The sequence below is a fragment of the Pantoea sp. SGAir0180 genome, assembly GCF_043546245.1.
The window spans coordinates 1,687,254-1,709,114 of the sequence record NZ_CP028071.1 but is presented as its reverse complement, the minus strand read 5'-3'; the positions used below and the strand labels follow the sequence as shown (position 1 = coordinate 1,709,114).

The 21,861-nt window shown below is 52.0% G+C and carries 23 protein-coding genes; 15 read left to right on the top strand and 8 right to left on the bottom strand.

Going from position 1 to position 21,861, the window contains the following annotated elements; genetic code table 11:
- Window positions 1–57 precede the first annotated feature (57 nt).
- Window positions 58–1,719, top strand: coding sequence for a methyl-accepting chemotaxis protein (locus tag C1N58_RS07990; RefSeq protein ID WP_262959060.1), 1,662 nt, complete (start codon window positions 58–60; stop codon window positions 1,717–1,719).
- A 169-nt stretch (window positions 1,720–1,888) separates the two neighbouring features.
- On the opposite strand, the gene C1N58_RS07985 is transcribed toward C1N58_RS07990, so the two are convergent.
- Window positions 1,889–2,659, bottom strand: coding sequence for an AraC family transcriptional regulator (locus tag C1N58_RS07985; protein ID WP_072193598.1), 771 nt, complete (start codon window positions 2,657–2,659; stop codon window positions 1,889–1,891).
- Between the two features lie 99 nt (window positions 2,660–2,758).
- On the opposite strand from C1N58_RS07985, the gene C1N58_RS07980 reads away from it, so the two are divergent.
- Complete coding sequence (locus tag C1N58_RS07980) at window positions 2,759–3,145, top strand: nuclear transport factor 2 family protein (protein ID WP_394564876.1); 387 nt, start codon at window positions 2,759–2,761, stop codon at window positions 3,143–3,145.
- A 187-nt stretch (window positions 3,146–3,332) separates the two neighbouring features.
- Here the strand turns inward: C1N58_RS07980 and C1N58_RS07975 are convergent, their stop codons facing one another.
- Window positions 3,333–3,629 carry an NIPSNAP family protein gene (locus tag C1N58_RS07975; RefSeq protein ID WP_054687746.1) on the bottom strand — a complete coding sequence of 99 codons (297 nt, stop codon included), beginning with the start codon at window positions 3,627–3,629 and terminating at the stop codon, window positions 3,333–3,335.
- 343 nt (window positions 3,630–3,972) lie between these two features.
- Window positions 3,973–4,710, bottom strand: coding sequence for an SDR family NAD(P)-dependent oxidoreductase (locus tag C1N58_RS07970; RefSeq protein ID WP_394564776.1), 738 nt, complete (start codon window positions 4,708–4,710; stop codon window positions 3,973–3,975).
- A gap of 99 nt (window positions 4,711–4,809) precedes the next feature.
- Between C1N58_RS07970 and C1N58_RS07965 the strand changes: the two genes are divergently transcribed.
- On the top strand, window positions 4,810–5,190 hold the full coding sequence (locus C1N58_RS07965; RefSeq protein WP_033741436.1) for a winged helix-turn-helix transcriptional regulator: 381 nt from the start codon (window positions 4,810–4,812) through the stop codon (window positions 5,188–5,190).
- 291 nt (window positions 5,191–5,481) lie between these two features.
- Window positions 5,482–6,015: a GNAT family N-acetyltransferase gene (locus C1N58_RS07960; RefSeq protein WP_054633783.1), complete on the top strand. Its 534-nt coding sequence runs from the start codon at window positions 5,482–5,484 to the stop codon at window positions 6,013–6,015.
- A gap of 266 nt (window positions 6,016–6,281) precedes the next feature.
- Here C1N58_RS07960 and C1N58_RS07955 read toward each other — a convergent pair whose 3' ends face one another.
- A complete protein-coding gene (locus C1N58_RS07955; RefSeq protein WP_394564775.1) occupies window positions 6,282–7,259 on the bottom strand; it encodes an alpha/beta hydrolase in 978 nt (325 codons plus the stop codon).
- 12 nt (window positions 7,260–7,271) lie between these two features.
- Complete coding sequence (locus tag C1N58_RS07950) at window positions 7,272–8,153, bottom strand: MBL fold metallo-hydrolase (protein WP_394564774.1); 882 nt, start codon at window positions 8,151–8,153, stop codon at window positions 7,272–7,274.
- A gap of 116 nt (window positions 8,154–8,269) precedes the next feature.
- Here C1N58_RS07950 and C1N58_RS07945 point away from each other — a divergent pair, with 116 nt between their 5' ends.
- The 6 genes from C1N58_RS07945 to C1N58_RS07920 all read left to right on the top strand — a co-directional run bounded on the left by C1N58_RS07945 (window position 8,270) and on the right by C1N58_RS07920 (window position 14,929).
- Entirely contained in the window at window positions 8,270–9,181 is a 912-nt protein-coding gene (locus C1N58_RS07945; protein ID WP_394564773.1) for a LysR family transcriptional regulator, read from the top strand.
- 633 nt (window positions 9,182–9,814) lie between these two features.
- Complete coding sequence (locus C1N58_RS07940; protein WP_039340368.1) at window positions 9,815–10,270, top strand: hypothetical protein; 456 nt, start codon at window positions 9,815–9,817, stop codon at window positions 10,268–10,270.
- A 304-nt stretch (window positions 10,271–10,574) separates the two neighbouring features.
- The gene (locus C1N58_RS07935; RefSeq protein WP_394564772.1) at window positions 10,575–11,597 is read left to right on the top strand and encodes a LacI family DNA-binding transcriptional regulator; all 1,023 of its coding nucleotides are present in this window, start codon (window positions 10,575–10,577) and stop codon (window positions 11,595–11,597) included.
- 213 nt (window positions 11,598–11,810) lie between these two features.
- On the top strand, window positions 11,811–12,734 hold the full coding sequence (locus C1N58_RS07930; protein WP_054633778.1) for a TIM barrel protein: 924 nt from the start codon (window positions 11,811–11,813) through the stop codon (window positions 12,732–12,734).
- Window positions 12,735–12,745: 11 nt separating this feature from the next.
- Complete coding sequence (locus C1N58_RS07925; protein ID WP_054687744.1) at window positions 12,746–13,915, top strand: Gfo/Idh/MocA family protein; 1,170 nt, start codon at window positions 12,746–12,748, stop codon at window positions 13,913–13,915.
- Between the two features lie 123 nt (window positions 13,916–14,038).
- Window positions 14,039–14,929 (top strand): sugar phosphate isomerase/epimerase family protein, encoded by an 891-nt coding sequence (locus tag C1N58_RS07920; protein WP_394564771.1) that lies wholly within the window; start codon window positions 14,039–14,041, stop codon window positions 14,927–14,929.
- Window positions 14,930–15,136: 207 nt separating this feature from the next.
- On the opposite strand, the gene C1N58_RS07915 is transcribed toward C1N58_RS07920, so the two are convergent.
- On the bottom strand, window positions 15,137–16,033 hold the full coding sequence (locus C1N58_RS07915; RefSeq protein WP_054687742.1) for a LysR family transcriptional regulator: 897 nt from the start codon (window positions 16,031–16,033) through the stop codon (window positions 15,137–15,139).
- Window positions 16,034–16,409: 376 nt separating this feature from the next.
- Here C1N58_RS07915 and C1N58_RS07910 point away from each other — a divergent pair, with 376 nt between their 5' ends.
- The 3 genes from C1N58_RS07910 to C1N58_RS07900 are packed head-to-tail and all read left to right on the top strand — an operon-like array spanning window position 16,410 to window position 18,674.
- Window positions 16,410–17,093 (top strand): nucleoside recognition domain-containing protein, encoded by a 684-nt coding sequence (locus C1N58_RS07910; protein ID WP_394564770.1) that lies wholly within the window; start codon window positions 16,410–16,412, stop codon window positions 17,091–17,093.
- Window positions 17,086–17,553: a YjiG family protein gene (locus C1N58_RS07905; protein ID WP_033741638.1), complete on the top strand. Its 468-nt coding sequence runs from the start codon at window positions 17,086–17,088 to the stop codon at window positions 17,551–17,553. Before C1N58_RS07910 ends, C1N58_RS07905 begins: the two co-directional genes overlap by 8 nt.
- A gap of 17 nt (window positions 17,554–17,570) precedes the next feature.
- Window positions 17,571–18,674, top strand: coding sequence for a M20 peptidase aminoacylase family protein (locus C1N58_RS07900; RefSeq protein ID WP_033741640.1), 1,104 nt, complete (start codon window positions 17,571–17,573; stop codon window positions 18,672–18,674).
- 120 nt (window positions 18,675–18,794) lie between these two features.
- On the opposite strand, the gene C1N58_RS07895 is transcribed toward C1N58_RS07900, so the two are convergent.
- Window positions 18,795–19,766: a GlxA family transcriptional regulator gene (locus C1N58_RS07895; protein WP_394564769.1), complete on the bottom strand. Its 972-nt coding sequence runs from the start codon at window positions 19,764–19,766 to the stop codon at window positions 18,795–18,797.
- Window positions 19,767–19,900: 134 nt separating this feature from the next.
- Here C1N58_RS07895 and C1N58_RS07890 point away from each other — a divergent pair, with 134 nt between their 5' ends.
- A complete protein-coding gene (locus C1N58_RS07890; protein ID WP_054633772.1) occupies window positions 19,901–20,569 on the top strand; it encodes a cysteine hydrolase family protein in 669 nt (222 codons plus the stop codon).
- Between the two features lie 271 nt (window positions 20,570–20,840).
- Here C1N58_RS07890 and C1N58_RS07885 read toward each other — a convergent pair whose 3' ends face one another.
- Window positions 20,841–21,395: a GNAT family N-acetyltransferase gene (locus C1N58_RS07885; RefSeq protein ID WP_054633771.1), complete on the bottom strand. Its 555-nt coding sequence runs from the start codon at window positions 21,393–21,395 to the stop codon at window positions 20,841–20,843.
- 70 nt (window positions 21,396–21,465) lie between these two features.
- Between C1N58_RS07885 and C1N58_RS07880 the strand changes: the two genes are divergently transcribed.
- Entirely contained in the window at window positions 21,466–21,858 is a 393-nt protein-coding gene (locus C1N58_RS07880) for a VOC family protein (RefSeq protein WP_110267504.1), read from the top strand.
- Window positions 21,859–21,861 lie beyond the last annotated feature (3 nt).

Below are 21,861 nucleotides of genomic sequence, written 5' to 3'. Positions count from 1 at the left end.
TTTGAGTTAGTACTGATATTCATCAGTCATCAGAATCCCTTTATGGCAGGAAATAACATGACCATTACACAGCGTCTACTCTTTACCTTTTCACTCCTTTCTGCTGCCTTGGTGACAATGGTTATCGTTGCAGTGCTGGTGGCGGGCGGCTTTCAGTCCCGCTTTAACTATGTTCAGGAAAATACGGTTCCGTCCATTCTGGACATCGGGAAAATGGTCGACAGCAGTAATGCGCTTGTCATCTCACTTTACCGCCACCAGAGTGCGACAGACCCGCGCCGTCAGGCTGTGCTGGAAAAGGAAATCGAGGGGGCGATTAGCCAGATTAAGTCGCTCAATCAGTATTATCTGAAGAATGATATTTCAAGCGATGAGGACCGTCAGTTAACGGAAAATTCGTTTGCCGTTATCAAAAAAGTTGAGGACACTTTACCGGCTTTTCTGGTCGCCTCTCGTGCACAAAATGATGCGGCTTCACTCGGCTCCCTTCAGGGTAACGACGGCATTGGTGCCGCTGCGCGTCAGCTTAATGCCGGTTTTCAGAAACAGCTGAAACTCAACGTAGACATTGGTAATGCGCTGCGCAAAGAAAATGATCACACTTATAACGTAACAGTGTGGAGCCTCATCGGCGGTTCTGCCATGGCTATTATCATTCTTGCATTCTTCGCCCTCAGAACCATTTTGGGCATCAAACGTCAGCTGAACGGTATGCGTCATGTAATGGAAACCGCCAGTGAACGCCTTGACCTGACGCTGCGTGCAGATGTGAGTCGCCGGGATGAAATTGGCCTGACCGCCAGCGCCTTTAACCATCTGATTGAGAATGTGTCAGACTCACTTTCTAAGGTTGAAGCGTCGGCTCAGTCTGTCAGTTCAGCATCGGCGCAGATTTCGGCCGGCAACGAAGATCTGTCTTCGCGCACGGAGGAGCAGGCCGCATCGCTTGAGCAGACAGCAGCAAGCATGTCTGAACTCAGTGAAACCGTCCGTCAGACCGCAGAAAACACACGGCTTGCCAGCCAGCTGGCCAAAAATGCACAGGACATTTCAGAAGACAGCGCAGGCCGTGTCCGCACACTGCTGTTGACGATGGGCGATATCAAAGACAGTTCCGCAAAAATTACTGACATCATTGCGCTGATTGAAGGTATTGCCTTCCAGACCAATATTCTTGCCCTCAACGCCGCTGTTGAAGCGGCTCGGGCAGGGGAGCAGGGGCGCGGATTTGCCGTGGTGGCAGGTGAAGTCCGTAATCTTGCACAGCGGTCATCCTCTTCAGCCCGTGAAATTAAAGAGCTGATCGAATCGTCTATGAGTTTTGTCCAGGCAGGCTCCGAACAGGCTGAGGGTGTTGGCAGTAACATGTCACGCATGAATGATGCCGTCAGGCAGGTTACCGATCTTGTGGATGAAATCTCTGTGGCCGCCAGTGAGCAGTCACAGGGGATCAGCCAGGTGCATCAGGCCGTTAACCAGATGGATGATGTCACTCAGCAGAACGCCGCGCTGGTTGAAGAAGCCTCGGCTGCCTCAAATTCGCTGATGGAGCAGGCCGCATCACTGAACCAGTTGGTCAATAACTTCACCCTTAAACCGGTTTCACACGTCTCTGCGGTGGTCCGCAGCAAGGGGGTACCTTCTTCACACGCGCCATCGTCTTTTCGTTCAGGTCCTGCCGTTGCAGCAGCAGATGAAAACAACTGGCAGAGTTTCTGATCTTTACGTTAACAGCGTTTCATTTAATTAAGGGCTGACACCGGCCCTTTTACTTTTTTATGCAGGAAACTTTTTCAGCATAAAAGCCTGAATCTGTTTATTAGTGCGTTTTATCAGAAGCACCGTCTGCTTTGAGCCAGAAGCCGATGCTTAATGCGGGCCTGCATATTTAAATTCTGAATCGTGCAGGAGTGGTGCCAAATACCCTGCGAAACATGGCGATAAAGGCACTCACGTTGTCATATCCAAGTTCCAGTGCAACTGTCGTCACTTGCTTGCCTGCGGCAAGAAGCTCAAGAGCTTTGAGTAACCGTATGCGCTGTCGCCATTCATTAAAGCTAAAACCGGTTTCGGATCTGAAACGCCGTGTCAGTGTGCGTGACGATACTCCCGCCCAGAATGCCCATTCTTCAAGTGTGCGACCGTCATCTGGACTCTCAGACAGCACCTGAGCAACTTTTAAGAGCCGTATATCCTGCGGCATTGGCAACCCAAGATTAACGCTGGGAAGCGAACCGATTTCATCAAGGATAACGTCAGATAAACGTTTTTGAGGCGCATTAAGCTCTGCAACCTTCCAGGAGGCTGCTCGTGTTATCGCTTCGCGTAGCAGATTTGTAACTGAGAGCACAGCAGGCTTATCAGATAATGCGCCACAGGCCGCAGCAGATATATAAACACTCCATCCTGAATATGGGCCGTGCGAGCGCAGACCATGCGGAATATTTGGAGGTATCCACACGGCATGCGTTGCCGGTACGACCCAGCGACACTCTTCCGCATCGATCGTAAGCAGCCCATGCTCAGCGCCGAGTAACTGTCCACGAATGTGATGGTGACGTGGTGTTTCCCTTATTGCATCCGACTGGCGGGCCGCGACAATCAAAGTGGGTCCATCAGAAGAAAAAGCCCGGGAGAATGGAATTAACGGGTCGGTCATATTGGCTTATTTGAGGTATTTATTGTCTTTTATACCGTACCGAAGCCATCAGGTCGATTGTAGAGTACTGATAACTTATGATGAGGACTGACCATGAAAATGATTTCTATTGCTAACGTATTGGATGAGATTATTAACCAACAGGAAATCCCCCTGGAAGAGATACTTAATCGCCACTCTAGTCCCGGTTATCGGCAGCGCACTGATAATGAGTGGGGAAGTTTAGATAGCTTTGCTCATCATGCTCGTAAACTTCGCGAAATAATTTCTTTCGGCAACATTGATGTGCATGACGAACTTCGTGAAGGCAATCTCTATGCTACCAGACATCGTGTATTGTGTACTAAGCGCAATGGGGAAGAGGTTGAGATGGAAGTTTATATGTTTGCTGAAACAGATGATTCAGGGCTATTTGTTCGTATTGAAGAAGCCACACTTATGCTTAAAGGTCTGGAAAGTGACCGGGACCTGGGTAGCACCAGGTAACAGGGGTTTAAATGTCCGCTTCTCGCTTATAGCGGACAAAGGAAGAGATTTTAGCGTCCGCTTTGTGCCAGAAGCGGACAGGCCAAATGCGCTTTGTATGACCCCGCCTTAACGGCCGGTTAATTGCTGTGTATCAATTTAAGTGACTGCGACAGGAATGTTCCTGCTGGCTGAGAAAGTCGCAAAGTCAGAAAAGTGTTTCCTTAATAATGATTTCATCCACCCGGAGGATTGAAGACATATCGAAACCTTCCATGTCTGACATGAACTCCTTGCTGGCCATATATTTCTGATTTATAGCTTGTATTTCGGTATCCTCCTGATAGGTAACGGTTGCAATGACCTGACATTCTTTCCCGAGATAAACATGATTTACATATATACCAAAGGCTGGGAGAGAGGCCATATGTCTGGGCCAGTGTCGGTGAAAATAAATTTCTGCTGACTGTTTGTCTTTGAGTGTATAAATTCTGACCTGTTTCATATTTTCAATCCTGCTGTTAAGGCTTTCATACAGAACAAAGTCAAAGCATACCTATTCTATTTCTGAGAAATTAGCAAAAGACCACTTTTCGCGCATAGCGGATCTTCAGCTCAGTCAGCCTGTCCGCTTTGTGCCAGAAGCGGGCCTTGCTGAAATGATGTCGGATTCATTAACGGCGAGCGCGCCAATGCCGCAATAAGCCGCAGCATACCGCCTGCCGGACACCGATACAAATAAACGGGAATTTGAGCACAGCCATTCTGGCTAAAGAAAAACCGGGTCGTCGCCCGGTTCGTTTCTCGTACAGCTTTTCTCTGATCTTAGTGAAACTGAACGCCATGCCTCATACCTGTGTCATGCCACCATCCACACAGATTTCTGCTCCGGCTATGGCTATATAGCTGCTTTCATCACTTGCAAGGAACAGGACGGCACTGGCAATTTCTTCAGGTTTGCCCATTCTTGATAAGGGAATGGTGCTGATTATCTCATTTCGTAGCTCTTCAGAGGCTGCACGCATCATCTCCGTATCGACAGGGCCGGGGGCGACAACATTAACGCGGATGCCACGGGCGGAGAGTTCACGTGTCCATGTGCGGGCAAAAGAACGAAGTGCTGCTTTACTGGCACCATATACGCCATATCCCGGCGTGCCAATCACATCGGCAACCGAACCTATCAAAACGACGCTCGCTCCCTCCTTCATCAGAGGAAGGGCTGCCTGCAGAGCAAAAAGCGGTGAGCGCACATTCAGGCCAAAAACAGCATCAAAATGTGTCGGCGTGACATCATCAATCGTCGCGTATTCTGCCATGCCGGCGTTGATGACCAGCACATCTATCTGGCGGGATTCTGTCTTGATTAAATCGACTATTCGCGTCAGTTCACTTATCTGGCTGACGTCAGCACGGACTGGCCTGGCAGTGCCCTTTATGGTCTGACTGGCTGCTTCTAACTCCTCATTACGGCGTGAGGTCAGCCAGGTTGTGGCACCTTCACTGGCAAATCGCTGGCTGATAGCCAGACCAATGCCTTTTGCACCGCCGAGTATCAGGGCAACTTTATTCTCTAATCTACTCATCTGCTCTCTCCTCTCAGGGTGGAAAACAGATGATATAATTTGTAAACTTAATAACAATTACGCACTTTATTTATATCAGGTATCGGGGAATATATCGCCATGTCTCAAACTGATTGTAATGACCTGAAAGAAATAGGGAAAACGCGGCCGGTTCTGGAGAACATAACCAATAAATGGTCAATTTTAATTCTCACTGTGCTTTGTAATGAACCTGTGCGCTTCAACGAACTCCGTCGCCGGCTGGAGGGTATTACGCACAAAGCATTGTCTGATGCGCTGAAGCGGCTTGAGCGCAATGGATTGGTGCTCCGAAAGGTGCTGCCTACTTCACCAGTGAGCGTGGAGTACAGCCTTACACCGCTGGCACAGACGCTTCAGGAGCCATTCAGTGCGCTGTATGGATGGGCGCTAAAACATGGAGCGGAAATGGAACGGGCTCAGTTGATGTATGATACCAGACAGGCGGAAGAGATTTGCTGAAGAGTCGTAATGTTGAATCCTGTTGCGATGCGCGCTCAGTTTTACAGGCCAGCATCGAAAACATGTTGATTACTGAAGCCCCACGTTTCCTGAAAATGCTTTATGTGAATGTCTGCTTTGTATCAGAAGCGGACATTTACGTATGAGGTAAGCACTCTGTCAGCATGAGTTTTCCAGATTCATTTTCATCCTTGCGTAAAATGTGATGTATGGTTTGAACCAGATAAGCTGATTTTCGACTGAATGTGATTTTGCTAACATGAAACGCCATTGCGTTTGTGAGAGGTAACAGTGATTCACTTAAGACAGGCTCAGCGCAGTGATGCCGACGCAATAGCACATCTGCACACCGCCGGATGGAGAGATACCTACACGAAAGTGATGTCTGCGGATTTCCTTGAAAATCAGGCGCAGGAAGATCGTCTTTCACACTGGCGCTCAGCACTGAATCAGAGCAATGAAAGCGAAACAGTGTTTGTAGCTGAATATGATGGAAAGGTTGAAGGCTTCATATGTATTAAGCTCCACTATGACGCGCAGTGGGGCTGTTATATAGACAGCCTGCATGTAAGCTCTTCACTACGTGGTCACGGTGTAGGAAAACAACTTCTCTGGCGCGCAGCCGAATGGGTCAAGAGCAGGGATGATGAGTCACCGCTCTATTTGTGGGTGTTTGAAGATAACACCCAGGCAACAGCTTTTTATCAGCGCCTCGGGGGCACCATTGTGGAGAGAACATTATCCGATATGCCTTCATCAGATCATGCCCCGGTATTCAGAATCAGCTGGAAAAATGCCGGTCAGCTTCTGATATCTGCTTGCTGAAAGGTTAGCCGAAATGCTTTTTATTTGTATCAACAGCGGGCAGGGCGAAATTCCCCTTTTCGCGCCTGACGGACCTTAATCTGTTTCAGAGGTTGCTTTGTACCTGAAGCGGATGTTGTCTGGCACGATACTTTTCTGAACATGAGGCTTGAGTGATACAGGCCTCATTACATATCCAGAACCTGACTGATAAAATAGCGGGTAAGCTCAAATGTTGTCTGGCACGATACTTTTCTGAACATGAGGCTTGAGTGATACAGGCCTCATTACTTATCCAGAACCTGACTGATAAAATACCGGGTAAGCTCAAACACCTGATGTCGGTTTTTCTCCAGCACCATCATGTGTGTGGCTTCACCAATTTCTGTCCAGCGCTTCCAGGGGGTGCCTGTCGCTCGCAGGAACCAGTCCTGGATTGCATTCACAGGTACATCACGATCCCATTCACCATGTAAGAGCAATACGGGGACGCGGATGTCGGCGGGATCGTAGACGCCTTTATTTTTTGCCCAGTAACACCGTGTATCCTGAATCGGACCGGTGCTAACCCGGATTTTGCGCTGGGCTCTCAAAACCGGATCGGATTCCTCATCCACTGTTTGCCGGGCCCACTGCATAAATCCGCCGGGACAAATAAGGCTGTTCTTTTTATTGTCTGGCGCGGCCTGAAGCCAGCGTGATTCCACTGCATCAATGTCAATATCGCGCCATGCGCCTATTTCGCCGCCGGGATCCAGCGCATATTTACCATCCTGAATCCACTGTGGCGCAATAAGCGTCAGACGCCGCACGTTAGCGGTATTCCGTGTGGTGTAAAGCGACGCCACCGTTCCTCCCCATGACATCCCGATGAGGTTCAACTGCGTCAGTCCATGATGTGCAAGAACGTAATCAACCGCACTTCCTAAGTCCCTTACTGCGGTTTCAGCACGCGCTGACGGCGGATTTTCCCGCGCAGGCAAAGAGAAAGAAGGTAGTCTTGATGCGCGGCCGTATCCACGCACATCCACTGCCCAGACATCCAGACCGGCTGCGGCAAGGTAATCAAGGAAAGATTCCCCCTCAAGCGGTGTATCAAACAGACTTCCCGATGAGAAAGTGGCGCCGTGCATCAGCAGAACCGTCTGTGCCGCATCAAAGTCCGTAGTATCAGCGCGCCGCCTGTGACGCAGCCACAATGAAATGTCTCTGGTATCGGAGGGTATGGCGAAAGCTTCGCTGAACAGCGGTGGTGTGTTTGTCATGATATTCTCCTGTCAGGCGTGCTGCCAGGTTAACTGGCCGTTTGAATTGAGAACCCGTCCAGCCGAGCTGTCCGGAAAGTGAGAGGTAAAAACCAGCGCCCGGGTCTGAGCAGCAAAATTCATCATCACTGTCCGGGATTTTTTTGCCGTGTCGGGAAATTCGCAGTAGCGGCTGTTCCACTCGGGGAGGAATATCTGAAGCGGGCTGTGCACGACGTCACCCCAGAACAGGGCCGTCTCACCGCCGTCTGAGAAACTGAATGCCAGGTGATCAACGCTGTGCCCCGGTGTTCTGTGAATCTGCAGCCCGGCAACGACCTCTGTCTCGGCGCTGTCCAGAAACACGGCCTGCCCTGAAGCGACGACCGGATACACACTGTCATCCATTGCACCTGTGCTTTCCGGCATGACATTAAGTGGGTTCTGATAAAAATGGTATTCATCTGCGGAGAAGTAGTAGCGGGCGTTCGGAAAAGTGGGGCGCCACTGACCTTTCTTCAAGACAGTATTCCAGCCGACGTGATCGACATGAAGGTGCGTTAAAACGACCGCATCCACCTGCTCAGGCTCAACGCCTGCCGCTCGCAGCGCATGCAGCCAGTGGCTGTTCATTTCATGAAACTTTGCATTGCCAGGGCGTTTTTTGCCGTTACCCGATGCGGTGTCGAGGATGATGACCTTACCGTCTTTTTCAATCAGCCAGCTGTGTGTGCTGAGCGACACGGTCTCGTCTGTAAAATCCAGATCATGACGTTGAATGTGTTCAGCAAAACGCAAGGCTGACTGACGATCCCACTGTGGAAACAGAGACAACACGGGAATGCCGTTGCTCTGTTGCTCTGGAATCTTTGTGATTTTTGCACCGGCGACGTGCCAGCTTAACAGCTTGCTCATGTGCTTTTCCGTTGGGGGAATGGACTGGATGGCCTTATATTCAGGGTTGTGGGCGTAATGAACAATCGGGCGCCAGGCAAACTTAAATTGCAGATACAGCAACAATAAGGCGGGGCATGGATAAATTTTCTGCGATACGCAGCTTTCTACAGGTCGTTGAAACCGGAGCCTTCACCCGTGCTGCGGAAAGTCTCGGGTTACCCAAGTCAACGGTGACACGGCAGATTCAGGCCCTTGAAAACGAGCTGGGTGTAAAACTCTTACATCGTTCTTCACGACGGCTAAGCCTCACGGAACAGGGTGAGGTTTACCACAAGGGCGCGCAGGCATTACTTATCCAGGCGGAAAAACTGGACAGCAGCGTTTCGGGAGCGGCTGGAACGTGGCGTGGCCAGCTCAGGGTAGACATGCCGGGCGCGCTGGCATACTGCCTGATTATTCCGAGGTTGGGGGATTTCATGGACCGCTACCCGGATTTACAGATCATCACGAGCGTGGGCAACCGAACCAGCGATCTCATTGAAAATCAGTTTGACTGCGTGATACGCATAGGACGACTTCACGATGACTCGCTTGTTGCCCGCTCTCTGGGAGCACTGCCCATGGTGGTATGCGCCGCGCCCGCATACCTTAAAAGACAGGGTAAACCCTCCCATCCCACGCAGTTAGTGCACTTTCATCATATTCAGGTGCGTTCCCCACAGAGTGGCAGACGTTTTGAGCATCAACTGATGAAAGCCAGCGAATCGTTTCCGCTTAGCGGTCCGTTTCAGATATCCGTCAACGACGCTTACGCGGCATTCAGTGCGGCGCGCGCGGGCCTGGGCATCGTAACGACCTATGAGTTTCTGGTGGCAGACGCGCTGAGAAAGGGGGACCTCATCAGGCTGTTTGATGACTGGCAGGTTGATGAACTCCCGGTTCATATTGCCTGGCCGGAGAACCGCCAACTGGCTCCCCGTATACGATTATTTGCGGACTGGGTCAGGGAACAGTTTTCAGAAACAGGTATGACAGGACGCTCCTGAGGCAATGGTTGACGCTGACTGGTAGTGTTTTGCTGCTGAGGTAACGTGTTTAGTGACTGTTGCCGCTCCTGAAAATGCTTCCTCTCAGCGAGTGATGCAAAGATCAGGCATGACTTATAAAGCAATAGAACAGTTTTACCTTGTGCCCTACGTCGTTCATGAACCTGGTATTTAGCGCGATCAGTTATAAGGCGGATGTTTACACAACGCCCCCCTGATAAAGGAGCGCGTTTCATCGACCCGTTGAACTCACAGCGCAAACCGGACCTTACGATTTAACCGGACTGGCCTGTGCAGGATTTCAGGCCGAAACATACCTCTTCAGACACAGCCATGGATTTTCCTGATCATAATGGTAAATCATCATTAGGTTTTCCCTTACAGACGTAATACTTACAGAGCCGAACGATAAAGAACTGGCTGAATCTGAACCACAGATATGAACCAGATGCAGAGCAGCGGCTAGCTGGTGAAGCCGTAAGGCAAAAGCAGGGCTCGGCTGTCATCACTCAGTCCCTCTGGTTATGATTAAGCAGACCTTAATTTTCCAGCCCCTGAGAGTCCTGTTCTTATGGAGTTTTGCGCCGGAACCCCATATCATTGATTAACAATGGTCAAGTAAAGGAAGCGCTGATGCAACTGATAAAAACTGAATACACCCTTAGATCCGGTTATCCGATTGTCAGGCGCACGCTGGAGAACAAAAAGAATTTAGTGAAACAGCCTGGTTTCGGTCCTGAGTCCTGCTGTGCAGTAGTCGAGTACCGGCTACGGGGTAATATTCGTTATGCGTTCGGAAACAGTCGGATGCAGGTAAGCGTGCCACCAGGAATCTATACTAATAACTGGGTAAGGCTGCATGGCGAAATGGCTGCACTCGTTGCTGCGATAGAACGCATTGAGCGCTTTTCCAGCGATGATGTCATACCCATCACGGCTGCCTATATTGAATTGCGACCCTGTGAGGCCAACTGCATGCAGGCACTGCATAATATCCTGCCTGAGAACGCTAACGTCTATTACTCTTTTGACCACCCCACTCAGGTTGAGGAATGGAAATTACGTGCTCACGAGCTTTGTGGTGTTTGAAACTTTTCACACATTTCCCGGCTAAAACACAGGACCGCCACTAATACACAGGGGAAAACTTAGGGTGTTTTTCTGGGGTAATGCTGCCTGCCGGGACTGGTGTATGAAACCGCACGGACTGGAATGTTAATCACGCATTCTGCTGAATAACCTACATCCACTTTTTCATTGCCTGCTGTCATGCGGCGGTCACTTTCTGCCAATGCGTCATCCTGTAAAAAACGCCGTAAAGCAGCAGAAGTATTTTGCTGCTGCACACTTTTTGTGTTTAAGATGATAGAAATCTATCATCTCGGGCTGTGTAATGAAAAAAATATCCATGTCAGCGGTTGCCAGAGCGGCGGGTGTCGGGGTGGCTACCGTTGATCGTGTTCTAAATAACAGAGCGTCAGTGAAGCAGGAAACCCGGGACCGTATTCTGCGCGCAGCGGAAGCGCTCGGTTACCGGGAAGATCTGCGTAAGGTGATGACGCCAGAAGCCACGGCGGTTAAAAGCGCGGTGCGCACCGGGTTTATTCTGCTGCCCAGTGATTATTCGTTTTACCAGGTGCTGTCAGAGGAAATCCGCCGGTATGCAGACGGAAAACTGGCGACAGAGCCGGCGTTTGTGTGGGCTGATATACATGATGTGGAGAAAGTCGTGTCGTCTCTTGAAGCCCTGGCAAAACGCGTCGATATCATTGGAGTAGTTGCGCTCGATCATCCTCTTATACGGCACACCATTAAGCAACTATCCGCTTCAGGCGTGCAAATTTTCACTTTGTTTTCCGATCTTTCTCCCTGTGGTCAGGCGGGCTATATCGGTCTCGATAATCTGAAAGCAGGGCGCACAGCGGGATGGTTTGCTGAGCGCATGATGGAAAAAGACAGTGTTATTGGTGTGCTGCTCGGCGATCACCGTTTCAACTGCCAGGAAAGCTGTGAAATAAGTTTTCGTTCGTACCTGCGCGAGAACAGACAAGATGCGGTGGTGCTTGAGCCGTTACAGACGCGGGAAAGCATCAGTGGGGGCTATCTGGCTGCCAGCCAACTGCTCAAAAACCATCCCAGTGTGGCCATGATTTATGCGCCGTGCGGTGGCATAGAGGGCGTAATCAAGGCGGTCTGTGAAAGTGCGCGACATGATATAAAAATTCTCTGCCATGGCCCGTTCATCGGCGATGAAATGGCGCTTATCGCGGGGCATGTCGATGTGATGATACGCCACCGTATCGATGTTGTGGCTGAGACGATCGTCTCTGTTTTTATCCGCAGATATCAGGAAACCGACCGCAATCCTCTCTCTGTTACCGTTCCCTTCGATCTGGTTACCCGGGAAAATATCTGACGTCTCACGACGTATCACGCAGAGGGTTGCGCTGTCTGGATTTGATGTAAAACTATCAATAATATGATTTAAAAAAATCATGATCTCTATCAAATAATCCACGACGGAGGGTTGCTGGTATCAAAAAACCGGCGCAATACTGCGCGCACTGAGTCAGGCATTTGTCGCCTGCATGTCAGTGCTTACCTGTGTTGCCGCATCCGGAGAAAAACCATGACCATTTCCATAGCGACTGCACCCTGTAGCTGGGGAGTGGACGACCCGAAAAACCCGTTTCTTCCCCCCTGGCAGAGCGTGCTAAAAGAGGCCGCGCTCGCGGGATACAAAAGCCTGGAGCTGGGACCATGGGGATACTTGCCTGTTGAGCCCGAAGCCCTGACGTCTGCACTTCAGGAACATCAGCTGTCTGTTATTGCCGGCACCCTTTTCGACGATTTAGTCAGTGAAGAAAACTTCCCGGCAATGATCGATCTGACCCATAAGATCTGCCACAACCTGAGCGCCGTAACCCGGCAGGCTGACGCTGTCAATGAGGGGTTATCGCCACCTTATCTTGTCATCATCGACTTTGGTGATCCTGAACGTGCCGCCACAGCCGGTCAGTCAGAAAAGGCCCCGCGGCTTAATCCCAGTGACTGGCAGACGATGATAAGACATATCACCATTCTGAGTGAGATTGCCTGGAAAGTGTACGGTGTCAGGCCAGTCATTCATCCCCATGCTGGTGGCTGCATTGAGTTTGCCGATGAACTGGAAAAGCTGGTCCACGATATTCCCCATACCGTAGCCGGGCTTTGCCTGGATACCGGCCACCTGTATTACGCTGGCATGGCGCCGGTGGCCGCGCTGGAACGTTACTGGGACAGGATTGATTACCTGCACTTCAAGGATGTTAACGAGGCTGTCTGGCGCCGGGCAGTTAAAGAAGGGCTGGATTTTTTCACCGCCTGCGCCCAGGGCGTCATGTGTCCTCTTGGCAGCGGTGCCATCCACTATCCGGACGTTCATGCATTTCTGCGCCAGCGTCGTTACAAGGGCTGGATAACCATTGAACAGGAAAGAGATCCGCGTGATGCGGATACAAGCCTGCGTGATGTCACGGCCAGTCTGCATTATCTGCATTCCGTCGGTTTCTGAGGAGAATAATCATGATTAACGGCATTAAACCGCTCGAAAAATCACTTCGGTGGGGCATGGTCGGCGGTGGCGGGACCAGTCAGATTGGCTACATTCACCGCTCATCGGCACTCCGTGATCATACCTTTACGTTAGTCGCCGGCGCGTTCGATATTGATGCCGCACGTGGGCGCACCTTTGGTGAGGCACTGGGCCTTTCACCAGACCGGTGCTATGCCGATTACGAAACCCTGTTTGCTACAGAAGGACAACGCGAGGACGGTATTCAGGCCGTCTCCATCGCCACACCAAACAACACGCATTTTGCTGTCTGCTGCGCCGCGCTTGAAGCGGGACTTCATGTGATATGTGAGAAGCCGCTGTGCTTCACGGTCGAAGAGGCTGAGCATCTGGCGAAACTGAGCCGGGAGAAAAACAAGATCATCGGCGTGACATATGGTTATACCGGTCATCAGCTCATTCTCCAGGCCAGAGAAATGATTGCGGAGGGGCTTCTTGGCGACATCCGCATTGTTAACATGCAGTTTGCACACGGTTTTCACAACGAATCCGTTGAACAAAATAACGCCAGTACCAGCTGGCGCGTTAACCCGCGCTTTGTCGGACCCACTTACGTGCTGGGGGACCTGGCAACCCATCCGTTGTGCATCGCTGAAACTATGGCTCCCGGCTTAAAAATCAGGCGACTGCTGTGCTCGCGTCAGAGCTTTGTTAAAAGCCGCGCTCCCCTCGAAGATAACGCGTTTGTCCTGATGGAATATGAGAATGGCGCAGTCGGCAGTCTGTGGGCCTCCGCCGTTAACTGCGGCTCCATGCATGGGCAAAAAGTCCGCATCGTCGGCGCTAAAGCCAGTATCGAGTGGTGGGATGAACAGCCGAACCAGCTCCGGTTTGAAATTCAGGGCGAGCCGGTACGCATCCTGGAAAGGGGCATGGACTATCTTCACCCGGCCGCGCGTGCAGATGACCGTATCGGAGGGGGACATCCCGAAGGTCTTTTCGAGGCCTGGTCAAACCTCTACAGACGTTTCGCGCTGGCTATGGATGCCACCGATCGGGGTGACGACGCCTTCCTGAAAGATTTCTGGTATCCCGATGTGCATGCGGGTCTGGCGGGCGTCAAATGGGTGGAAAACTGTGTCCGTTCAGCCGAATCCGGCTCGACGTGGGTGGAATGCTGATATTGGCTGTCGTGAAAAATGGTCTGAGCGCATCATTCTGTTGAGGATGAGATTTGCGATTAAGTGACTTTCTCTGCCTGAAACCCGACTCAGGCAGCATGAGATAACGTAAAGGTGGCATCAATGAAAATTGCATTCGACGTAGATGTAATCAAAGATCTGGGTATCACCAAAATGGTCCGTCAGGTGTCGGAATGGGGCTACAAGTACATCGAGCAGTCTCCGCATCCGGAAATTAATCCGTTCTATAAGCATCCCCGCGCAAGCCGCGAAATCATTGCGGAGTATAAGAAGGCCCTGCGCGAAACGGGCGTTGAAATTTCCTCTTTCATTTGTGTTTACCGGTGGTCTGGCCCGGATGAACTGCGCCGACAGGCGGCGGTAAAAAACTGGACACGCCTCGTTGAAATCGCCTTCGAAATGGGGGTTCAGGTTATTAATACCGAACTGGCGGGCGATCCTAATCAACCTGAAATCTGCGATGAGATGTTTTACCGCTCGATGGAAACACTGCTTCCGCTGTTCGAACGTGAAGGCATCCGTGTAGAAATACAGGCGCATCCATGGGACTTCTGCGAAGAAAGCGACGAAACCGTCAATATCGTCAGGTCATTCAGGAGTGATAACGTTAAATACGTTTACAGCGTCCCGCATACCTTTTTTTACGATAAAGGAAAAGGGGACGTAGAGAGGATGCTTCGTCATGCGGGGCACGATCTCTCTCATGTTCTCATTGCCGATACGATGAATCACACCAAACATTGCCGCTACATTGTCAATCCACCCGGTGTCGATGCGACCATTCATCAGCATGTTGGCATCGGAGAAGGCGAGGTGGATTTTGAGACGCTGTTCCGCACCCTGCGGGAAATGAAGTTTGCAGAGCAGACGTTCAAAGTGGGTGGCGAACCTATCGTGGCCGCTTCGCTGTTCGGTTACCCGGAAAAAATGAAATATCAGGCCGTTGAGACCCGGGAGCGGATAGAACGGGAATTGCTCACGCCACCACGCTGAGTCATCTGCCCGGCATGATGGGGAAGGTATTTCCGCCTTCACGCCGGGCTTTTAAGCGATACCTCTCTCACTGTCACTGCCTCAATACTGCCTGTCTGACTCAACGGTTTATCGCTTCTCCTTGCTCACCGCTGGCTTCAGCCATCTTCGCTGTCCATTTGTTTCTGCATTTGGCATGACATCCAGCCCTTACGGCTGTCTCTGCCTTTATCTGTCGCGAAACGCATTATGCAGAAGTCGCCACATATGATGGGCTGCCGGGGTAAAGCGCCTGTCGGAGTTCCGTAACAGGTGACACTGAGCGCTACTGGCAATCGGGTGATCGATTGGCACGGCGACAAGTGTGCCCTGGCGAATCGGGTCGGCGGCGGCGTGGGCCGTCATAAATGAGACGCCGAGCCCGGCCTGACTGAGGTTCATGGCGGTCGAGAAGAGGTTACACCGGTAAGCCGGATGAAACTGCAGGCCCTGGCTTTTGAACATCGCGTTCATATGCCGCTGCAGGCCGAAGTTCTCTGTGAGGGCGATAAGCGGGTGAGCAGTCAACGCTTCAATGGTGATGCTGGCGAGACTGGCGACAGGATGCTGCGGCGCGACGACGGCACAGATCGGCCCCCACTGGAAACTGTGCCGCTTCAGTTCCGGTGTGCCAATCGGACCAAACGCCAGCGCCATATCCGCTTCGCCGCTGACGATATCGTTCATCATCTCCTGCATGCTGCCGACCACAATATCGACAAACACCTGCGGGTAAGACTGGGCAAATTCGCGCATAACCCCTTCGATAAACGCCGTGATCAGTCCGCCGCCAATGCGCACTGAAAGCGTTCCGCCGCGCATATGGCGCAGATCTTTAAGCTGGCTCTCCAGCTTTTCGCGCCGCATACGGCTGACAAAATAGTCCTCTGCCAGCAGGCGTCCCGCTTCGGTCAACACCACGTTACGCCCACGCCGTTCCAGCAAGGGAAGCTGTAGCGCACGCTCAAGTTGTGCGATTTGACGGCTGACGACCGACGCATTAACCCCGAGGATATCTGCCGCGCGGCGAATGCCGCCCTGGTTACCGACTTCATACAGATAGCCCACCTGTTTATCCTGGAACATCTGCCACATTTCCTCGTTACTGTTGACCTTAAGGCAACAATAACATCACTCCACGGCTATTTATCAAGCTGTTTAAATAGTGATAATCAAATTAACCGTTAATTTTCGCTGGTCAGAAAAGAAAAAAAGCGAACAACATCGTACTGCACCAAAAGTGCGCCCAAAAACGGTGAGAAGTTATTTGCCTGCGCCTTTAGGCAGGCAGAGAAAAATACACTTTTCCGAAAAGGGATATGACGTTCTCATGTTTTTTTGGGAAGGGGTTTTACTGCACTAAAAATCTTAATAAAAGAGGTTTATTTCACGGCTGGGCTATTCAGGCATGGATCCTGCTTAGTATCAGGACTTTTCCATTACAGATGTAAAGAGAGATGATATGAGCGAATCAAAAACACTGAAGCAGCCAGATAAAGAAGCGACAGATGAGTGGAAAGTGGGGCCGGGCGCGTGGATTTCACTGATCATTGTGCTGCTGGTCTTTTCCGGCTTCTTTTTTAAAGTTGACGGTATGGCCTGGCTGGGTGCATTCGATTTTACCACGTTAGGTGGCGCGTTCGGCACCATGAAAACGCCGGAAACCAATACCTTTATCGGCAGCGGCGGCCTGAGCGCCAAAGCCGGCTTCCTCTTTGCACTCTCGCTGGTGCCCACGGTAATGCTGGCACTCGGCCTGCTGGAAATCTTCACTCATTACGGCGCGATCCGCGCGGCACATAAATTACTTACTCCGCTGTTAAAACCACTGCTCGGAATTCCGGGTTATACCGGTCTTGCGTTGATTACCGATCTGCAAAGCACCGATGCCGGCGCGGCATTAACCAAAGAGCTCTATGACAGCAAAAAAATCACCCGTAAAGATGTGGTGATTATGGGCTCGTGGCAATACTCGGGTGCCGGGTTGATTAATAACTATTTCTCTATCGGCTCGGCGATGTTCGCTTCATTAACGCTCCCCATTATTATTCCGCTGATTTTAATGTTTGTTCTTAAATTCGTCGGTGCCGCCGTGGTTCGCCTGGCATTAAATACTGTTTATAAGCGAGATTTCGACAATGAATAATCAGGCAAAAGTCTCCGGTAATCCGTTTGATATTTTCGTTATTGGTGCGCGCAAAGGGTTTAATATCGCCATTAATAATCTGATGCCAAATGTATTAATGGCCTATGTCATCGCCGAAATGCTCAATTTGCTGGGCGTGATGCAGATTATTGGGCACATTTGCGCACCGCTGATGGGGCTTTTTGGCCTGCCGGGCGAGGCGATCACCGTACTGTTAACCGCCTGGCTCTCTTCCTCTGCGGGCACCGGCGTTGCCGTCAGCCTGCTGAGTAAAGGCCAGCTTGATATGGCCCAGATTACCATTCTCGCGCCCGCCATCTTTTTGATGGGCTCGCAACTCCAGTACATGGGGCGCCTGCTGGGCGTGGCCGATGTGCCGAAGAAGTACTGGCCGTTACTGATGGCGGTCAGCATTCTCAATGCCGTAATCGCCATGCTGATTATGCGCGTTATTGCCTGAGCACTAAGGAGTAAGACGTGTCGCGTACACTTGAGCACTTTAATTACCTGCACCAAATCCCGGAACTGGGGTTCGAAGAGTTTAAAACCTCCGCCTATATCGCGGGCGTACTGGAGGCGGCGGGCTACCGGGTCACTCGCCAGGTAAATAACACCACCGGTATTGTCGCCGTCCTGGACAGCGGTAAGCCTGGCCCGACGTTAGCGCTGCGCGCCGATATGGATGCGCTGGGCCATATCATTGACGGCCAACATGTGGCGCGTCACACCTGTGGGCACGATGGCCACTCCACCGTCGTACTGACCACCGCCCAGGAGGTGATGGCTGAAGGATTGGTGAAAAAGGGCCGGTTAAAATTCATCTTCCAGCCTGCGGAAGAGCTGGGCACCGGGGCGATTGCCCTGACCGAAGGCGGCGTGCTTGATGATGTCGACATGTTGCTCGGCTTCCACCTGCGCCCGCTGGAGGAGTGCCCGATGGGCCAGGCCGTGCCGGCGATGTACTACTCAGCGTCCGCTACCGTGGAAGTGATGTTCCACGGCAAAGCGGCGCACGCCGCGCGGCCACATTTGGGCGTCAATGCACTGGATGCCGCTGCGCACGCGGTGCAGGCGGTGAATGGCATTCATCTTGCTCCGTCGCTGACATGGAGCGCAAAAGCGACGCGGTTTCTCTGTGATGCGGGCGTAACTAACTCAATCCCTGATAAAGCGCAGGTGTGCTGGGATCTGCGTGCGGCAGAGAACGAAGCGATGGCTACCCTCAAACCACAGGTGGTACGCGCGATTGAGAGCAGCGCCGCCGCCTATGGCGCACGCGCAGAGATCCGCATTCTGAAAGAGATGCCCGCCGCCATTATCCATGACGAGGCCACAGACGTGATCGCACGCGGTATTCGCAGCGTATTTGGCGAAACCGGCCTCACTGCGCCGAAGTCGACCCCCGGCAGTGAAGACTTCTTTCACTATCTGCGTCTTCGTCCACAGATTAAAGGCGGCTTCTGGGGACTGGGGGCTAACCTGACGCCCGGTCTGCATCATCCGGAGATGCATTTTGACCGTGACGCGCTGGCGCTTGGGGTGAAAGTGTTTAAAGCCTGCGTGCAGGATGTGCTTGGCTGATTATCACGGATGCCCGTGGCGCAGGGATGTGCCATGCCCGCCGGACATTAGCGACAGATAAGAGAGCCGACGAGGCTGTCTCACAGTGCCGCCTCAGCAAAAGTGAAGGATAAATATCGTTTACCCTACATGAGCAAACAGTGCCCGCCATGCGGAGGGTGAGGTATTAAACGCTTTATTAAAATATTGGCGTAGTGATACGGCGCTGCCGAAGCCTGATAACTGCGCCACATATTCTACAGAATGGGGCGTGCTTTCGAGTAAGCGTTGCGCATAGGCCAGCCTTTGTCCCTGTAACCACTGACTGACCGTCATACCTGTCAGGTCGCGAAAACGGCGGGTGAAATTACGTCGGCTCATTGCAACCCGCTGCGCCAGTGAATCCAGAGAGTGCTGCTCTGCAAGATTGGCCACCATCCAGTTCAGCAGGTCTGACAGACGATCGCCTCCCGGCTGGCTATGGAGAGGCTGTTCAATGTACTGGGCCTGTCCTCCCTGGCGATGCGGGGCCGTGACCAACCGGCGTGCAATCTTATTGGCGATATCGGCGCCGTGCCAGCGACGAACCAGGTGCAGGCAGCAATCAAGACCGGCGGCTGTCCCGGCAGAGGTAACCAGCCTGCCGTCATCCGCATCCTGATACAACACATCTGGCATCAGCTTGATTTTGGGAAAATGCTGCGCGAAATACGGTGCTGCGCTCCAGTGTGTAGTCGCTTTGTATCCGTCCAGTACGCCAGCCTCTGCTAACACAAACGCACCCAGGCACAACCCCACGACCGTAGCACCGCGCTGTCGTGCCATTCGTATCGCATGCAGCATAGCGTCCGACGGACGCTCCTGTGGGCTACGCCAGGAGGGAACAATTAAGACATCCGCGTCTGTTGCATCTTCGAGCGTCAACTCACTTTTTAGCATAAAACCCGCACAGGTACGGATTAAATCACCGCTGGCGGTCTCGGCTGCGCAAACCCGCAGGTTAAAAGCGGGCAGGCCATGTTCGGTACGGTTTTCAAAAACCAGACAGGGCACTGAAAGATGAAAAGGACTGATGTCATGAAAAGCCAGTACCGCGATATTTTTGCACAACATGATCATTCTCCATAACGATGGCCCAATACTTTCGTGCGTTGTCTTTCGGGACGCTGTTGCTGAGATTATCGTCGGGTGAAGATGGTGTCTACGGCTTTACGCTCTGTAGAGCCACTAATCTGAGGAATTTGGCTATGACCGTTTCCGCTTTACCTCAACGCGCGCTTATTGTCATTGATGTACAGAATGAATATTTCAGCGGCGCGTTGCCGATTGAATATCCACATCCGCAACATTCACTGGAAAACATCGCGATTGCCATGGACAGGGCGAGTGCGGCAAACATACCGGTAATCGTGGTACAGCATACTGCGCCTGCAGAATCACCGCTTTTTGCGATTAACAGCGATGGCTGGCAGTTGCATCCCGTTATCGCTTCACGTCCCCGAGCGCTTCTTTTGAGTAAAAATCGGGCCAGCGCTTTTACCGGAACGGGACTGGCGCACTGGTTAGCCGATCACGCCATTAACACGCTGACGGTAGTGGGCTATATGACTCACAACTGCAATCTTTCTACCATTAATCATGCGTGGCATAACGGCATTGCTGTGGAATACCTCAGTGATGCTTCAGGTTCAGTTCCTTACCAAAATCAGGCAGGGCGCGTGAGTGCAGAAGAGATTCATCGGGTATGCTGTGTGGTGCTGCAGTCAAACTTTGCGGCTGTGCTGACTACTCAGCAGTGGACAGCCTGCATTGAGAGCGGCACCGTACCGGTGCGCGATAGCATTCTGCGCTCCAACCAGCGCGCCCGGGGGTTGCTGTGTGATGCAGCGCCATGCCTGGACGGAAATGTGGTCTGAAAGCAATACCGGTGACAGTGATAAATGCCTTCGATTGTTAGTGTCAGGGACACCACCTCAGGCGGCCCGACCAGTAAAAAAGCAGAAACCAGCAAATGCACCCTCATGCAGAATCCCATTTACACGGGTTCTGCGTGTGAATCGACAATCATCGCGGGGCGCCTTTCAGCAAGTCGTCTTGACAAATCCTCTGGCGATCACCGTTACGATAAGTACACATCCTGGTGCGTTCTCATTCGTCTGCGCACAGGTTAATTAGCAGCTCACCCTGCTAACATTTAGGTTCCGCAGTGGTCTGTGCGGCCTGCCACTGCTCACGCGTCATCGCATAACACAGGCTTGGCGGGGCATTTTCGACGTCATAAATCTCTTTGATGTAGCGCAACCCGCTTTTCTCCAGCACGTGAATTGACGCCTGATGATGACGTCGTACCGAGGCGGTCACGGACGCCAGCCCCAGCTCGTTGAAGCCGTAATTCAGGGCAAAACGTGACAGCTCAGTAGCATAACCTTTACCCCATGCCTGGGTATCAAAGCGATAGCCAAGATTATTCGTCAACTCACCGGCAAACTTACGTACGCTCAACCCACCAAAGCCAATCAGCGTATCGGGCGCATCTCGCGTCGATATCGCCCAGCTTTCAAACCCGTACCGTTCAAAAGCGGCCAGCCTCTCGGCCAGCTTCTGCTGCGCGAACGCCAGGCTCGGATACGGGCCTGCCGGGTTAAACGTGTTGGTCGCAGGATCGCCATAAATACGGAACAGATCCTTGTCGTCGGAAGGGCGCATAGCTCTGAGCAACAAACGTGCTGACTGCAGAAACATTATAAACCTCACTGTTATGTCGTTATCCACGCTCACTATTAATAGCCTTTTTACAGAATCAGGAGAAGCAATGGTGATACAACAACTGCGCATTGCGCGCCCGGTCAGTGACCTGACCGCGAGCGCAGACCTGTACTGCACAGGCCTTGGGTTGCATAAACTGGGGGAATTCAGGGACCATGATGGATTCAGCGGCATTATGCTGGGCGATAAGACCTTGCCCTGGCATCTGGAGTTTACGTCTTGTCAGCACCATCCTGTCCAGCCCGCGACAACGGTTGACGATCTGCTGGTGCTGTATCTGCCTGACGCGGCGTGCTGGCAGCAACGTTGTCAGGCAATGACGCGTGCCGGGTTTACTGAAGTGACGTCTTTTAACCCGTACTGGGCAAAAAACGGCGCAACCTTTCAGGACAGGGACGGCTATCGGATCGTTATCCAGCATGCCGCATGGCAGGCCTGACGG

Excerpts from the sequence above, each read along its gene's own strand:
- C1N58_RS07905 (WP_033741638.1), top strand. The coding sequence starts at position 17,086 with ATGAATAATCAGGCAAAAGTCTCCGGTAATCCGTTTGATATTTTCGTT.
- C1N58_RS07895 (WP_394564769.1), bottom strand. The coding sequence starts at position 19,766 with ATGTTGTGCAAAAATATCGCGGTACTGGCTTTTCATGACATCAGTCCT.
- C1N58_RS07970 (WP_394564776.1), bottom strand. The coding sequence starts at position 4,710 with ATGAGTAGATTAGAGAATAAAGTTGCCCTGATACTCGGCGGTGCAAAA.
- C1N58_RS07925 (WP_054687744.1), top strand. The coding sequence starts at position 12,746 with ATGATTAACGGCATTAAACCGCTCGAAAAATCACTTCGGTGGGGCATG.
- C1N58_RS07950 (WP_394564774.1), bottom strand. The coding sequence starts at position 8,153 with ATGAGCAAGCTGTTAAGCTGGCACGTCGCCGGTGCAAAAATCACAAAG.
- C1N58_RS07935 (WP_394564772.1), top strand. The coding sequence starts at position 10,575 with ATGAAAAAAATATCCATGTCAGCGGTTGCCAGAGCGGCGGGTGTCGGG.
- C1N58_RS07980 (WP_394564876.1), top strand. The coding sequence starts at position 2,759 with ATGATTTCTATTGCTAACGTATTGGATGAGATTATTAACCAACAGGAA.
- C1N58_RS07975 (WP_054687746.1), bottom strand. The coding sequence starts at position 3,629 with ATGAAACAGGTCAGAATTTATACACTCAAAGACAAACAGTCAGCAGAA.
- C1N58_RS07910 (WP_394564770.1), top strand. The coding sequence starts at position 16,410 with ATGAGCGAATCAAAAACACTGAAGCAGCCAGATAAAGAAGCGACAGAT.
- C1N58_RS07945 (WP_394564773.1), top strand. The coding sequence starts at position 8,270 with ATGGATAAATTTTCTGCGATACGCAGCTTTCTACAGGTCGTTGAAACC.
- C1N58_RS07930 (WP_054633778.1), top strand. The coding sequence starts at position 11,811 with ATGACCATTTCCATAGCGACTGCACCCTGTAGCTGGGGAGTGGACGAC.
- C1N58_RS07955 (WP_394564775.1), bottom strand. The coding sequence starts at position 7,259 with ATGACAAACACACCACCGCTGTTCAGCGAAGCTTTCGCCATACCCTCC.
- C1N58_RS07915 (WP_054687742.1), bottom strand. The coding sequence starts at position 16,033 with ATGTTCCAGGATAAACAGGTGGGCTATCTGTATGAAGTCGGTAACCAG.
- C1N58_RS07880 (WP_110267504.1), top strand. The coding sequence starts at position 21,466 with ATGGTGATACAACAACTGCGCATTGCGCGCCCGGTCAGTGACCTGACC.
- C1N58_RS07985 (WP_072193598.1), bottom strand. The coding sequence starts at position 2,659 with ATGACCGACCCGTTAATTCCATTCTCCCGGGCTTTTTCTTCTGATGGA.
- C1N58_RS07890 (WP_054633772.1), top strand. The coding sequence starts at position 19,901 with ATGACCGTTTCCGCTTTACCTCAACGCGCGCTTATTGTCATTGATGTA.
- C1N58_RS07990 (WP_262959060.1), top strand. The coding sequence starts at position 58 with ATGACCATTACACAGCGTCTACTCTTTACCTTTTCACTCCTTTCTGCT.
- C1N58_RS07885 (WP_054633771.1), bottom strand. The coding sequence starts at position 21,395 with ATGTTTCTGCAGTCAGCACGTTTGTTGCTCAGAGCTATGCGCCCTTCC.
- C1N58_RS07920 (WP_394564771.1), top strand. The coding sequence starts at position 14,039 with ATGAAAATTGCATTCGACGTAGATGTAATCAAAGATCTGGGTATCACC.
- C1N58_RS07965 (WP_033741436.1), top strand. The coding sequence starts at position 4,810 with ATGTCTCAAACTGATTGTAATGACCTGAAAGAAATAGGGAAAACGCGG.
- C1N58_RS07940 (WP_039340368.1), top strand. The coding sequence starts at position 9,815 with ATGCAACTGATAAAAACTGAATACACCCTTAGATCCGGTTATCCGATT.